The organism is Kitasatospora sp. NPDC101108 (genome assembly GCF_055584725.1).
Map to the genome: position 1 here is coordinate 18,423 of NZ_JBVJLM010000040.1, position 13,187 is coordinate 31,609.

A 13,187-nucleotide genomic window follows, 5' to 3' on the forward strand; every position below is an offset into this window, starting at 1 on the left:
GCCGAGGGGCGGCACCCGGACCGGTCCGGGTGCCGCCCCTCGGCGGTGTCGCACTGCTCGTTCCTGTCGCTGCCCGTTCGATCACTGCGCCGCCAGGGCCGGTACGCCGGTCTGACGGAAAACGGCGGGCGGGCGCCCGGGGAAACCCCGAACGCCCGCCCGCCGCAGGCCGGTTACTTGGACCGCTCGGCCAGGAAGGCCTCGACCTCGCCCCGGATCTCTGGGGTGTCCAGCCCGCGCACCGTCATGGTGGTGCGGCGCCGCAGCACGTCGTCCGCGGTGTACGCCCACTCGTTGTCGGCCGCGTAGGCGACCTGCGCCCAGACGTCCGGACCGTCCTCGTGGATCGGCCGGCCGAGCTCCGGGTTCTCGTCGATCATGCGGGCGATCTCGAAGGAGAGCGTGCCGTAGTGGCTGGCCAGGTGCTTGGCCACCAGCGGCTCCATCCGCGAGCCCGGCTCGCGGTCGATCAGCAGGCGGTGCGCCACCGCGTTCGGCGCGCCGACGCCCGGCAGCGGGACGGTCGGGGCGATCGGGGACATGTCCTCGCCGAGGCTGGTGCCGGGCACGTGGGCCAGCTTCTCCAGCACGGCGCGGCCGATGTGCCGGTAGGTGGTCCACTTGCCGCCGGAGACCGACAGCATGCCGCCGCGGCCCTCGGTGACCACGGTCTCGCGCTTCGCGGCGGCGGTGTCGCCCGGACCGCCGGGGAGCACGCGCAGACCGGCGAAGGAGTAGGTGATCAGGTCGCGGTCGAGGTGCTCGTCGCGGATCGCGTGCGCGGCCTCGCCCATGATCTGGTCGATGTCCGCGTCGGTGGCCCGGACGTCCTTCGGGTCGCCGGTGTACTCCTCGTCGGTGGTGCCGAGCAGGACGTGGTCCTCCCACGGGATGGCGAAGGAGACGCGGTACTTGTCGATCGGGATGGTCAGCGCGGCGCGCCACGGCGAGCGGCGCTTGACGACGACGTGGGCGCCCTTGGAGAGGCGGATCGACGGCGCGGCGCCGGCGTCCTCCATCTTGCGCAGGTGGTCCACCCACGGGCCGGTGGCGTTGAGCACCAGGCGGGCGTTGACGCCGAACTCGCTGCCGTCCAGGCGGTCGCGCAGCTCCGCGCCGGTGACCCGGCCGCCGGTGAAGCGCAGGCCGGTGACCTCGGCGTGGTTGAGCACCACGGCGCCGGCGTCGACGGCGGCGCGCACGGTCATCACCGCGACGCGCGAGTCGTTCATCTGGTGGTCGCCGTAGACGGCCACCGAGCGCAGGCCCTCGGTGCGCAGCGCGGGCACCTGCTGGGCGGCGTGGGCGGCGGTGGAGACCCGGCCCATGCCGTCGCGGAAGGCGGACAGCGCGGAGTACAGGAACACGCCGGCGCCGAGCTTGGCCGCGCCGTGCGGGCCGCCCTTGTAGACCGGCACGAAGAAGGTCAGCGGGTTGACCAGGTGCGGGGCCACGTCGGTGGAGAGCGCGCGGCGCTCCTTGTGGTTCTCCGCGACCAGCTTGACCGCGCCGGTCTGCAGGTAGCGCAGACCGCCGTGGACCAGCTTGGACGAGGCGCTGGAGGTGGCGCCGGCGAAGTCGCCGGCGTCGACCATGGCGACCTTCAGGCCGGCCTGGGACGCGGTCCAGGCGACGGCCGTGCCGAGGATGCCGCCCCCGATCACCAGCAGGTCGTAGGTGGCCTTGCCGAGCAGCTCGCGGGTCTCGGCGCGGGAGGCGGTGCGGCCGGCGGTGCGCTCGGCGCCCAGGGTCGGGATGGTTGCCATGGTGGTTGTGTACGGCGCGCTGGTCGGGCGGCGCCGTTACTCCTCTCGTGTGCGGTGCGGCCCCTGCGGGAGGGGCCGGTCGGCCCGGTGCGGCGGGCCGGGTTGAACCCGTTGGCACCCGTTGCCGGAACAGCGGGCGGCCGGCCGGGGCCAGGGGCCCCGACCGGCTTTCGGTCAGTTGTTCTCTTCCTCCTCCACCCAGCCCATGGTGCGCTCCACGGCCTTGAGCCACTTCTTGTACTCACGCTCCCGGGTGGCCTCGTCCATGCGCGGGGTCCACTCGGCGGCGCGGTGCCAGTTGGCCCGCAGGGTGTCGAGGTCGTTCCAGAAGCCGACGGCGAGTCCGGCCGCGTAGGCCGCGCCGAGGGCGGTGGTCTCGGCCACGTACGGGCGCTCGACCGGGGCGTCCAGGACGTCGGCGATGTTCTGCATGAGCAGGTTGTTGCTGGTCATGCCGCCGTCGACCTTGAGGGCGGTGAGCTCGACCCCGGAGTCCTTCTGCATGGCGTCGACGACCTCGCGGGTCTGCCAGGCGGTGGCCTCCAGGACGGCCCGGGCCAGGTGGCCCTTGGTGACGTACCGGGTCAGACCGGCGATCACACCGCGGGCGTCGGAGCGCCAGTACGGGGCGAACAGGCCGGAGAAGGCCGGGACGAAGTAGGCGCCGCCGTTGTCCTCGACGGTGTTGGCGAGGGTCTCGATCTCGGCGGCGGTGGAGATGATGCCGAGCTGGTCGCGCAGCCACTGGACGAGCGAGCCGGTGACGGCGATCGAGCCCTCCAGCGCGTACACCGGGGCCTGGTCGCCGATCCGGTAGCCGACCGTGGTCAGCAGGCCGTGGTACGAGTTGACGATCTTCTCGCCGGTGTTCAGCAGCAGGAAGGTGCCGGTGCCGTAGGTGGACTTGGCCTCGCCCTCGTCGAAGCAGGTCTGGCCGAACAGCGCGGCCTGCTGGTCGCCGAGCGCGGAGGCGACCGGCACGCCGGCCAGGTCGCCGACGGCCTCGCCGTACACCTCGGCGGAGGAGCGGATCTCCGGCAGGACGGCCATCGGCACGCCCATCGACTCGGCGATGCTCTCGTCCCAGGCCAGGGTCTTGAGGTTCATCAGCATGGTGCGGCTGGCGTTGGTCACGTCCGTGACGTGCTTGCCGCCGTCGACACCACCGGTGAGGTTCCAGATCACCCAGGTGTCCATGGTGCCGAACAGGATGTCGCCGGCCTCGGCGCGCTCGCGCAGGCCCTCGACGTTGTCCAGCAGCCAGCGGATCTTCGGGCCGGCGAAGTAGCTGGCCAGCGGGAGGCCGGTCTCGCGGCGGAAGCGGTCCTGGCCGACGTTGCGGCCCAGCTCGCGGCAGAGCGCCTCGGTGCGGGTGTCCTGCCACACCAGCGCGTTGTGCACCGGCTCACCGGTGTTCCTGTCCCACAGGACGGTGGTCTCGCGCTGGTTGGTGATGCCGATCGCGCGGATGTCGTCCTTGGTCAGACCGGCCTTCTCCAGCGCACCGCGGACGACCGACTGCACCCGGGTCCAGATCTCGGTGGCGTCGTGCTCGACGTAGCCGGGCTGGGGGAAGATCTGCCGGTGCTCCTGCTGGTCGACGGCGACGATCCGGCCGTCGGCGCCGAAGATGATGCAGCGGCTGGAGGTGGTGCCCTGGTCGATCGCGGCGATGTAGTTGCCAGTGGAGGTCATGTGGAGGGTCCTCGGCTCAGGTTCGGGGGTTACGGGGTGGGTGGGCCTGACCGGACGTTCGATGGACGTCCGTCCGGTCAGTCCCCGTGCGCGGCGGGTTCGAACCCGTCCTTTAGAAGAGGGCGTTGTACACGCCGCCGGCCGCCAGGCCGCCCAGGATCGGGCCGACGACCGGGACCCAGGCGTAGGACCAGTCGGAGCTGCCCTTGTTGGGGATCGGCAGCAGCGCGTGCACGATGCGCGGGCCGAGGTCGCGGGCCGGGTTGATGGCGTAGCCGGTGGGGCCGCCGAGCGAGAGGCCGATGCCGACGACGGTGAGGGCGACGATCAGGGTGCCCATGCCGCTGCTGTCCAGGCCCTTGGTGGTGCCGAGGGTCAGGATCGCCATGCAGAGCACGAAGGTGCCGATGACCTCGGTGATCACGTTCTGGACCGGGTTCCGGATCTCGGGCCCGGTCGAGAAGATGCCGAGGGTGGGCTCCTTGTTGGCCTGGAACTGGCCGAGGTAGGTGAGCCAGACCAGCACGGCGCCGATGATCGCGCCGAGCATCTGGGAGCCGATGTAGAGCGGCACCTGGCTCCAGTCGCCGCTCTTGACCGCGAGCGCGATGGTGACGGCCGGGTTCAGGTGGGCACCGGACTTGGCGCCGGTCATGTAGGCGGCGATCAGGACCGCGAAGCCCCAGCCGAAGGTGATCGCCAGCCAACCGGCGTTCATGGCCTTCGACTTCTTGAGGGTCACGGCGGCGCAGACGCCACCGCCGAGGAGTATCAGGGCGGCGGTGCCGAGGGTTTCGCCGACGAAGACGTCGCCGTTGGAGAACGCGGACACAAAGACTCCCTTGTCAATGCCCGGAGGTGCGGGTGGGGGCAGGTGGCCGGTGGAACCCTGTGCGGGTGAGCGCGCTGTGGGAGTGATCTTCCCGGCCATCGTTCGACAATGTCGACCGTCATGCGGAAGCTTCCTCCCCAGGTCGGCCCCGCGTCAAGGCAGGGTTACTCAGCTGTGACCCTTCCCTCGGTCGGTCCCCCGAAGTTACCCAGCGGAGCGCCCCGAATCGGGACAAAACGCCAAGGCGCGGACAGGCTCACCGCCCGTCCGCGCCTCAGCGTGACGAATCGACCGCTGTACTCAGAACCGCCCGGCGCCCAGGTCGCGGGAGATCGCCCGCGCCGCGCTGCGCACCGAGGCCACCAGCGAGGGCTTCACGAAGCCGTCCTCGCAGACCCGTTCCACCGGCCCGTTGATGCACACCGCGCCCACCGGGTTGCGCCGGCGGTCCTGGATCAGCGCGGCGATCGAGGCCACGCCCTCCCAGGTCTCCTCGACCGAGTCCGCCCAGCCGCGCTCCCGGATCAGCGCGCACTCGGCGTCCAGTTCGGCCGCTCCGGTCAACGTCCGCACGGTGTACGACTCGTACGGCCCGTCGCCCAACTCCCCGCGTGCGACCGGGTCGTAGGCCACCAGCACCTTGCCGATCGCGGTGCTGTGCAGCGGCTGCATCGAACCGACCTCCAGCACCTGCCGGGTGTCGTCGGGGCGGAAGACGTGGTGCACGATCAGCACGCCCTGCTGGTGCAGCACCCCCAGGTAGACGGTCTCGCCGGCCGCCCGGGCCAGGTCGTCCGCCCACACCAGCGCCCGCGCCCGCAGCTCGTGCACGTCCAGGTAGCTCTGCCCGAGCCGCAGCAGTTCGGCGCCCAGCTGGTACTTGCCGCTCTCCGGATCCTGCTCGACGAACCCCTCCTGCTGCAGCGTGCGCAGGATGCCGTGCGCGGTGCCCTTGGCCAGGTCCAGGGCGGTCGCGACCTCGGAGAGTCCCAGGCGGCGCTCGCCGCCGGCCAGCAGGCGCATGATCGCGGCGGCCCGGGAGAGCGACTGGATCGGGCCGGGCATGGGGTACCTCCGCGCTGACAGGCGGTCGACATTGTCGACCGCAGTGGTGACGGGACGAGTCTGCCAGGCCGTCGTCCGTCCGTGCACCTTCCCCCTCGGTAACCCGTGCTCGGCCGGGTGTTAACCTCCCGCACCCCTCGGCCCCCGCACCCTCGGTCCCCGCACCCCCCGGCCGGGGCTACCCCTCCACCCCGCTGAGCACCCCTCGCCGCACCGCCACCTCGGCCGCCAGCGCGGCGATCCCGTCCGTACCCACCCGGCAGCAGCCGCCGACCAGCCGGGCGCCGTCCGCCAGCCAGCCGCCCACCCGCGCCGAGCGGAACGTCGGCTCCCCGCGCCAGTCCCGGCGGTCCGGGTCCCACTCCTCCCCGCTGTTCGGATAGACCACCACCGGCTTGCCGGTCACCTCGGCCGCCACCGCCACCGCCAGGTCGGCGTCCCCCGGCGTGCAGCAGTTGACGCCCACCGCCAGCACCTCGTCCACCTCCGCGGCCAGCGCGAACGCCTCCGCCAGCGGCTGCCCGGCCCTGGTCCGGCCGTTCGCCACGCTGTACGACAACCAGGCCGGCATCCCCAGCCCGCGCACCAGTTCCAGCAGCGCCCGCGCCTCGTCCGCGTCCGGCACCGTCTCCAGCGCCAGCACGTCCGGCCGGGCCGCCGCCAGCACCTCCAGCCGCGGCCGGTGGAAGGCCACCAGCTCGGCGTGGCTCAGTCCGTACCGGCCCCGGTACTCCGAACCGTCCGCCAGCACCGCCCCGTACGGGCCCACCGAGGCCGCCACCCAGCGCCGCCGCCCGCCCGGCTCCGCCCGCACCGCCTCCCGGGCCAGCTCCACGCTGCTCGCCAGCAGTCGCGCGGCCGCCGCGTGCCCCACCCCGCGCCGGGCGAAGCCCTCGAAGCTCGCCTGGTAGCTCGCCGTGATGGCGACCTCGGCCCCCGCGGCGAAGTACGCCCGGTGTGCCGCCACCACCGCCTCCGGGTCGTCCGCGAGCAGCCGCGCCGACCACAGCGCGTCCGACAGGTCGTGCCCGGCGGCCGCCAACTGGTTGGACATCCCGCCGTCCAGGACGAGCGGACCGGCCGCCAGCGCCGCGGCGAAGTCCGGCGGGGGAGCAGTGGGCATGGCGGCCTCCTCGGGACGTTCCTGGTCACAGCCTAGAAGCCGGAGGCCCCCGGGCACCGGGAAAACCGTTTGCCGCCGGGGGAACGGAGTCGTTACGTTGTGCTCATCCCGAGAACGACGGCAACAGGTGCCCCGGCGGGCGAGGAGAGGAGCCGGCGATGGCAGCGGACGAGCCGTCCCCCCAGCCCGCCGCCGGGGCCACGGCCGAGCAGGAATGGCTCGCCGCCTACGACCCGCGCGCCTACGCCCCGATCGCCGTCACCGTGGACGTCGTCGCCCTCACGCTGCGGGCCGGCCGCCTGCACGTGCTCCTGGTGGAACGCGGCGCCCCGCCGTTCCACGGCTGCTGGGCGCTGCCCGGCGGCTTCCTGCGGGCGGGGGAGGAGGGCCTGGACGAGGCCGCCGCCCGCGAACTCGCCGAGGAGACGGGCCTGCAGGGCGCCTCTGAGACCGAGGCCGCCCTCTGCCGCCTGCACCTCGAACAGCTCGGCACCTACGGCGCCCCCGAGCGGGACCCTCGGATGCACGTCGTCTCCGTCGCCTACCTCGCCTTCGCCCCGGACCTGCCCGACCCCCGGGCCGGGACGGACGCCGCGGCCGCCGCCTGGCACCCGGTCGCCGACCTCGACCTGGCCCCGCGGTCCACCGACCGCACCCGAGCCACCGGTGTGCCCGCCGACACCCACGGGGGTGGCGTCGACGGGCACACCGGTCCCCGCCCGAGCGCACCGCGGCCGATCCCGCTGGCCTTCGACCACGCCCGCATCGTCGCCGACGGCCTCGACCGGGTGCGCGCCAAGCTGGAATACAGCCCGCTCGCCACCGCCTTCCTGCCCCACGACTTCACCATCCCCGACCTGCGCGCCGTCTACGAGGCCGTCTGGGACGAGAAGCTCCACCCCGGCAACTTCCACCGCAAAGTCCTCTCCGTCCCCGGCTTCGTCGAGAGCACCGGTGCCACCACCGAGCGCGGCGGAGCCCGCGGCGGCCCCCGCGCCCGCACCTACCGCGCCGGCGACGCCCGCCTGCTCCACCCCGCCCTCCTGCGCCCCGCCCGCGAGGAGCCCACCGGGGCCGGGACCGGGAGCGGGCCCGAGACCGTGCCCGAGGCCGTGCCCGAGGCCGGGCCTACTAGGAAGGCCCCCGCCGCCGACCGGGCCCACCGAACGAGAGGGGCTACCATCCGGCCATGACCACCGACGAGGCGAGGCAAGCGATCCACCGGCCGTTCTCCCACTGCCACTTCTGCGGCACCCCGTACCCGCCCGGCACCGAGGCCTGGCCGCGGACCTGCTCCGGCTGCGCCGAGATCAGCTACCGCAACCCGCTGCCCGTAGCGGTCACCGTCCTCCCCGTCACCCGGCCCGACGCCGACCCCGCCCTGGTCGTCATCCGCCGCACCATCGAGCCCGGCTACGGCGAACTCGCCTTCCCCGGCGGCTACATGGACTTCGGCGAGAGCTGGCAGCAGGCCTGCGTGCGCGAACTCGCCGAGGAGACCGGCATCCCGGCCGACGCCGCCGACGTCCGCCTGATCCACACGGCCTCCGACCCCAACGGCCGTTTCGTCATGCTCTGCGGACTCCTCCCCGCCCGCCCGCTCGCCGAGCTCCCGCCCTCGCGCCCCACCGACGAGACCGACGGCTGGCTCCTCGCGACCGTCGACACCCCGCTCGTCTGGGACTTCCACAACGGCATCCTGCGCCGCTGGTTCGACGGCGAGTTCGACCCGAGCTGAGCAGCGGCGAAGCCACCGGCCAACCCTGGCGCAGCGGGCGCTCACATGGCATGGTCTGCACCGACAGCCCAACCGGACGGGTTGGCCACGAGCTCACCCGTCCCCACCAACGGCCGGGAGACCACCACCGTGAGCACCCCACCCCAGGACCAGCCGCTCTGGCGCCCCACCCCCGCTCGCGCCGCCGCCACCAGCCTGGTGGCCTTCCAGGCCTGGGCCGCCGAACACCACGGCGCCCCGGCCGCCCCGCTGGCCCCGGCCGCCGACGACCAGCAGGCCGCCCAGCGCTACGCCGACCTGCACGCCTGGTCCACCGCCGACCTCGACCGCTTCTGGACCGCGGTCACCCAGTGGTTCGACGTCCGCTTCACCGAGACCCCCGAGGCCGTCCTCGCCGACCCGGCCATGCCCGGCGCCCGCTGGTTCCCGGGCGCCCGCCTCAACTACGCCGAGCACGCCCTGCGCGTCGCCGAGCCGGGTCCGGACGGGGAGCGGGGGGCGAACGCCGACCGCCCGGCGATCCTCCACCTCGACGAGACCACCGAGCAGCCGGCCGTCCTCACCTGGGCCGAACTCCGCCGCCAGGTCGGCTCGCTGGCCGCCGCCCTGCGCGCCCGCGGCATCGGCCCCGGCGACCGGGTCAGCGCCTACCTGCCCAACGTCCCGCAGGCCGCCGTCGCCCTCCTCGCCACCGCCGCCGTCGGCGCCGTCTGGACCAGCTGCGCCCCCGACTTCGGCGCCCGCAGCGTCCTCGACCGCCTCCAGCAGATCGAACCCGCCGTCCTGTTCGCCGTCGACGGCTACCACTACGGCGGCAAGGACCACGACCGCACCGAGGTCGTCGCCGAACTGCGCCGCGAACTCCCCAGCCTGCACACCGTCGTGCACGTCCCGCTGCTCGGCGCCCCCGCCCCCGAGGGCGCCCTCCAGTGGGACGACCTCGTCGCCGACGACGTGGAACCGGTCTTCGAGCCCGTCCCCTTCGACCACCCGCTCTGGGTCCTCTACTCCTCCGGCACCACCGGCCTGCCCAAGGCCATCGTGCAGAGCCAGGGCGGCATCCTGCTCGAACACCTCAAGCAGGCCGGCCTCCACCTCGACCTCGGCCCCCAGGACCGCTTCCTCTGGTACACCTCCACCGGCTGGATGATGTGGAACTTCCTGCTGGCCGGCCTCCTCGTCGGGGCCACGATCGTCACCTACGACGGCAGCCCCGGCCACCCGGACACCGGCGCCCTGTGGTCGGTCGCCGCCCGCACCCGCGCCACCGTCCTCGGCACCTCCGCCGCCTACGTCATCGCCAGCCGCAAGGCCGAGCTGCACCCCGGGCGCGACCTCGACCTCTCCGCCGTCCGCTGCATCGGCACCACCGGTTCCCCGCTCCCGCCCGACGGCTTCCGCTGGATCTACGACGAGGTCAAGCAGGACGTCTGGCTCGCCTCGGTCAGCGGCGGCACCGACGTCTGCTCCTGCTTCGTCGGCGGCGTCCCCACCCTCCCCGTGCACCTCGGCGAGATCCAGGCCCCCTGCCTGGGCGCCGCCGTGGAGTCCTGGGACGTCCAGGGCCACCCGCACACCGACACCGTCGGCGAACTCGTCGTCACCAAGCCGATCCCGTCGATGCCCACCGGCTTCTGGAACGACCCCGAGGGCACCCGCTACCACGACAGCTACTTCGACACCTACCCCGGCATCTGGCGCCACGGCGACTGGATCACCGTCACCTCCCGCGGCACCGTCGTCATCCACGGCCGCTCCGACTCCACCCTCAACCGCCAGGGCGTCCGGATGGGCTCCTCGGACATCTACGAGGTGGTCGAACGCCTCCCCGAGATCGCCGAATCCCTGGTCATCGGCCTGGAGGAGCCCGACGGCGGCTACTGGATGCCGCTGTTCGTCGTCCTCGCCCCCGGCGCCGAACTCGACCAGGACCTCGTCGGCCGCATCCGCACCTCGCTGCGCACCGAACTCTCCCCGCGCCACGTCCCCGACGAGGTGATCGCCGTCCGCGGCCTCCCGCACACCCTCACCGGCAAGCGCATCGAGGTCCCGGTCAAGCGCATCCTCTCCGGCACCCCGCTGGAGCAGGCCGTCAACCCCGGCTCCGTCGACAACCTCGACCACCTGCGGTTCTTCGAGCGGCTCCGGGTCGAGCGCCAGGCCTGACCGGCCCCGAGAACGCCGAAGGGGCGCCCCCACCGCCAAGGGTGGGGGCGCCCCTTCCGCTCATCACGTCCTACTCGCCGGAGAGCACCTGCTGCGCCGCGGCCCGCGCCTCCTCGGCACTGTCCGCGGCCCGGGCCGCCTCGGCCGCCCGACGGCACTGCGCCAGCGTGTACTTGGCCAGCATGCTCCGCACGTAGGGGATCGAGGCCGAGCCCATGGAGAGGCTGGTGACGCCCAGACCGGTCAGCACCACGGCCAGCAGCGGGTCCGAGGCCGCCTCACCGCAGACGCCGCAGCTCTTGCCGGTCGCCCGGGCGGCCTCGGCGGCCGCCGCGATCAGGTCCAGCAGCGCCGGCTGCCACGGGTCCTGCAGCCGGGCCAGCGCACCGACCTGACGGTCGGCCGCGAAGGTGTACTGCGCCAGGTCGTTGGTGCCCAGCGACAGGAACTCGACCTCCTGCAGGATCGCCCGGGCCCGCAGCGCGGCCGATGGGATCTCCACCATGGCGCCGAACTTGGCCTCCAGCCCGGCCTTGCGGCAGGCGGCCGCGAAGTCCGCGGCGTCCTTGCGGTCGGCCACCATCGGGGCCATCACCTCAAGGTGCACCGGCAGGCCCGCGGCGGCCGTGGCCAGCGCCCGCAGCTGGGTGGCCAGCACCTCGGGGTGCTCAAGCAGGGTGCGCAGACCGCGCACGCCGAGCGCCGGGTTCGGCTCGTCGGCCGGGGTCAGGAAGTCCAGCGGCTTGTCCGCGCCCGCGTCCAGCACCCGGACCACGACCCGGCCTTCCGGGAACGCCTCCAGCACCTTGCGGTACGCCTCGACCTGCTTCTCCTCGCTGGGAGCCTGCGCCGAGTCGTCCAGGAACAGGAACTCGGTACGGAACAGGCCGACGCCCTCGGCACCGTTCTCCAGCGCGGCCGGCACGTCCGCCGGGCCGCCGACGTTGGCCAGCAGCGGCACCCGGTGCCCGTCCGAGGTCTGCCCCGGACCGGTGGAGGCGGCCAAAGCGGCCTTGCGCTCGGCGGCGATCGCCCGCAGCTCCTCCTGCTTCTCCTGCGAGGGGTCGAGCAGGACGTCGCCCGAGCTGCCGTCCACCGCGACGACGGTGCCCTCGGCGACGTCCGTCGCGCCGGGCAGCGCGACCACGGCCGGCACGCCCAGCGCCCGCGCCAGGATGGCGCTGTGGCTGGTCGGCCCGCCCTCCTCGGTCACGAAGCCGAGCACCAGCGTCGGGTCCAGCAGCGCGGTGTCGGCCGGCGCCAGATCCCGCGCGAACAGCACGTACGGCTCGTCGCTGTCCGGCACGCCCGGCATCGGCACGCCCAGCAGCCGGGCCACGATGCGGTTGCGCACGTCGTCCAGGTCGGCGACCCGCCCTGCCAGGTACTCCCCGGCGGAGGCCAGCAGCGCCCGGTAGGCCGCGAAGGCGTCGTACACAGCGCGCTCGGCGCTGCTGCCGACGGCGATCCGGCGGGACACGTCGGCCATCAGCTCCGGGTCCTGCGCCATCAGCGCCTGGGCCTCCAGCACCGCCTGCGCCTCGCCGCCCGCCAGGTTGCCGCGCGCGATCAGGTCGGCGGCGACGGCCTCGACGGCTGCCTGGGCGCGCGCCTGCTCGCGCGGGGCGTCCTCGGTCGGGATCTGGGTGGTGGGCGGCTCCAGCACCGCCGTGCCCATGTGCCGCACCTGGCCGATCGCGACCCCGTGGCTGACACCCACGCCGCGCAGTGTCTTCTCCATGTACCTGTATCTCCGCTGAGAGGAGCGGCCCCGCCGGGAACCGCTGAGTGCCGGGTCGCCCCGTCAACTCCTGCGGGGCGGGTGTGTGTCTGGTTGAGAGGGGTCAGCTCCAGCTGAACAGCTTGTCGCCCGCCTGGACCTCGCCGCCCTCGCGGACGTCGACCAGCGAGTCGCTGGCCGCCTCCAGCGCCACGATCGGCGAGATCGGGGACTTGCCGGCGGCCTCGACGGCGGCCGGGTCCCACCGGATCACGGCCTGACCGCGGGTCACCGTGTCGCCCTTGCTGACGAGCAGTTCGAAGCCCTCGCCGTTCAGCTGAACGGTGTCGATCCCCAGGTGGGTCAGCACACCGTGCCCGTCGGCGTCCACCACGACGAAGGCGTGGGGGTGCATGGAGACCACGACGCCGTCCACCGGGGCGACCGCCTCGGTGGGCTGACGGACCGGGTCGATCGCGGTGCCCGGGCCGACCATCGCACCCGAGAACACCGGGTCCGGCACGCCGGCGAGCCCGACGACCTTGCCGGTCAGCGGCGACGTCACAGTGGTCATGGTTGTGCCTCCCAAGTGCGCAATACAGCGAGCGGCCGCGCGGTGCGGCGCACGATCAGCTGAAGCCTAAATCATGTCAACTTCGGACATATGCAACATTTCAGGCCGAAGACCCACGCCCCGCCCGCCTGCCGACCGGCGTCACATCGGCCCGCGACTGGTCTAGTCCTCTCCGCCGATCGTGTGCCGCACTCTACAGGCATCTTGGCGAATCGGGACCATTGCTGTATATGCTCGCGAGAGCAACAAATCATGCGGCCGTCCGGGTGACCCGGGGTGCGCCCCGATTCGCACTCCGGCTGCCGACCCGCTATCGTTGGTCGGGTCGCCGCGACTCAGCGGTTAACACCAGATTTCAGATGCGAAAAGCTCCGGCAAACGGAGCGGAAAACATCTGGTAAGCTGGAAACACGAAGAACGAAGCGCCCGGAGGGCCCGCTGGAAGGCGGTCCGAAGGAAGCGTCCGTTCCTTGAGAACTCAACAGCGTGCCAAAAGTCAACGCCAGAT

General features: G+C 73.1%; 10 protein-coding genes. 3 read left to right on the forward strand and 7 right to left on the reverse strand.

What is annotated here, in order from left to right; all coding sequences use genetic code 11:
• Positions 1-173: 173 nt before the first annotated feature.
• From ACZ6Z8_RS38180 to mmuM, 5 genes are all read right to left on the reverse strand, one after another.
• Positions 174-1,766: a glycerol-3-phosphate dehydrogenase/oxidase gene (locus ACZ6Z8_RS38180; protein ID WP_465614562.1), complete on the reverse strand. Its 1,593-nt coding sequence runs from the start codon at positions 1,764-1,766 to the stop codon at positions 174-176.
• A gap of 174 nt (positions 1,767-1,940) precedes the next feature.
• Positions 1,941-3,461 (reverse strand): glycerol kinase GlpK, encoded by a 1,521-nt coding sequence (glpK, locus tag ACZ6Z8_RS38185; protein WP_465614563.1) that lies wholly within the window; start codon positions 3,459-3,461, stop codon positions 1,941-1,943.
• A gap of 112 nt (positions 3,462-3,573) precedes the next feature.
• Positions 3,574-4,293 (reverse strand): MIP/aquaporin family protein, encoded by a 720-nt coding sequence (locus ACZ6Z8_RS38190; RefSeq protein ID WP_465614564.1) that lies wholly within the window; start codon positions 4,291-4,293, stop codon positions 3,574-3,576.
• A gap of 300 nt (positions 4,294-4,593) precedes the next feature.
• The gene (locus tag ACZ6Z8_RS38195; protein ID WP_465614565.1) at positions 4,594-5,358 is read right to left on the reverse strand and encodes an IclR family transcriptional regulator; all 765 of its coding nucleotides are present in this window, start codon (positions 5,356-5,358) and stop codon (positions 4,594-4,596) included.
• 178 nt (positions 5,359-5,536) lie between these two features.
• The gene (gene mmuM, locus ACZ6Z8_RS38200) at positions 5,537-6,481 is read right to left on the reverse strand and encodes a homocysteine S-methyltransferase (RefSeq protein WP_465614566.1); all 945 of its coding nucleotides are present in this window, start codon (positions 6,479-6,481) and stop codon (positions 5,537-5,539) included.
• A 158-nt stretch (positions 6,482-6,639) separates the two neighbouring features.
• On the opposite strand from mmuM, the gene ACZ6Z8_RS38205 reads away from it, so the two are divergent.
• From ACZ6Z8_RS38205 to ACZ6Z8_RS38215, 3 genes are read left to right on the forward strand one after another with little or no spacing between them, the layout of a single operon-like run.
• Positions 6,640-7,674: an NUDIX hydrolase gene (locus ACZ6Z8_RS38205; RefSeq protein ID WP_465614567.1), complete on the forward strand. Its 1,035-nt coding sequence runs from the start codon at positions 6,640-6,642 to the stop codon at positions 7,672-7,674.
• Complete coding sequence (locus ACZ6Z8_RS38210; protein ID WP_465614568.1) at positions 7,671-8,219, forward strand: NUDIX domain-containing protein; 549 nt, start codon at positions 7,671-7,673, stop codon at positions 8,217-8,219. The genes ACZ6Z8_RS38205 and ACZ6Z8_RS38210 overlap by 4 nt, the downstream gene beginning before the upstream one ends.
• 45 nt (positions 8,220-8,264) lie before the next feature.
• Positions 8,265-10,385, forward strand: coding sequence for an acetoacetate--CoA ligase (locus ACZ6Z8_RS38215; protein WP_465614569.1), 2,121 nt, complete (start codon positions 8,265-8,267; stop codon positions 10,383-10,385).
• A gap of 70 nt (positions 10,386-10,455) precedes the next feature.
• Here the strand turns inward: ACZ6Z8_RS38215 and ptsP are convergent, their stop codons facing one another.
• Both ptsP and ACZ6Z8_RS38225 read right to left on the reverse strand, forming a co-directional pair.
• On the reverse strand, positions 10,456-12,126 hold the full coding sequence (gene ptsP, locus ACZ6Z8_RS38220; protein ID WP_465614570.1) for a phosphoenolpyruvate--protein phosphotransferase: 1,671 nt from the start codon (positions 12,124-12,126) through the stop codon (positions 10,456-10,458).
• A 103-nt stretch (positions 12,127-12,229) separates the two neighbouring features.
• On the reverse strand, positions 12,230-12,679 hold the full coding sequence (locus ACZ6Z8_RS38225; protein ID WP_465614571.1) for a PTS sugar transporter subunit IIA: 450 nt from the start codon (positions 12,677-12,679) through the stop codon (positions 12,230-12,232).
• Positions 12,680-13,187: the final 508 nt, after the last annotated feature.

Excerpts from the sequence above, each read along its gene's own strand:
- glpK (WP_465614563.1), bottom strand. The coding sequence starts at position 3,461 with ATGACCTCCACTGGCAACTACATCGCCGCGATCGACCAGGGCACCACC.
- ACZ6Z8_RS38225 (WP_465614571.1), bottom strand. The coding sequence starts at position 12,679 with ATGACCACTGTGACGTCGCCGCTGACCGGCAAGGTCGTCGGGCTCGCC.
- ACZ6Z8_RS38195 (WP_465614565.1), bottom strand. The coding sequence starts at position 5,358 with ATGCCCGGCCCGATCCAGTCGCTCTCCCGGGCCGCCGCGATCATGCGC.
- mmuM (WP_465614566.1), bottom strand. The coding sequence starts at position 6,481 with ATGCCCACTGCTCCCCCGCCGGACTTCGCCGCGGCGCTGGCGGCCGGT.
- ACZ6Z8_RS38180 (WP_465614562.1), bottom strand. The coding sequence starts at position 1,766 with ATGGCAACCATCCCGACCCTGGGCGCCGAGCGCACCGCCGGCCGCACC.
- ACZ6Z8_RS38205 (WP_465614567.1), top strand. The coding sequence starts at position 6,640 with ATGGCAGCGGACGAGCCGTCCCCCCAGCCCGCCGCCGGGGCCACGGCC.
- ptsP (WP_465614570.1), bottom strand. The coding sequence starts at position 12,126 with ATGGAGAAGACACTGCGCGGCGTGGGTGTCAGCCACGGGGTCGCGATC.
- ACZ6Z8_RS38215 (WP_465614569.1), top strand. The coding sequence starts at position 8,265 with ATGGCATGGTCTGCACCGACAGCCCAACCGGACGGGTTGGCCACGAGC.
- ACZ6Z8_RS38210 (WP_465614568.1), top strand. The coding sequence starts at position 7,671 with ATGACCACCGACGAGGCGAGGCAAGCGATCCACCGGCCGTTCTCCCAC.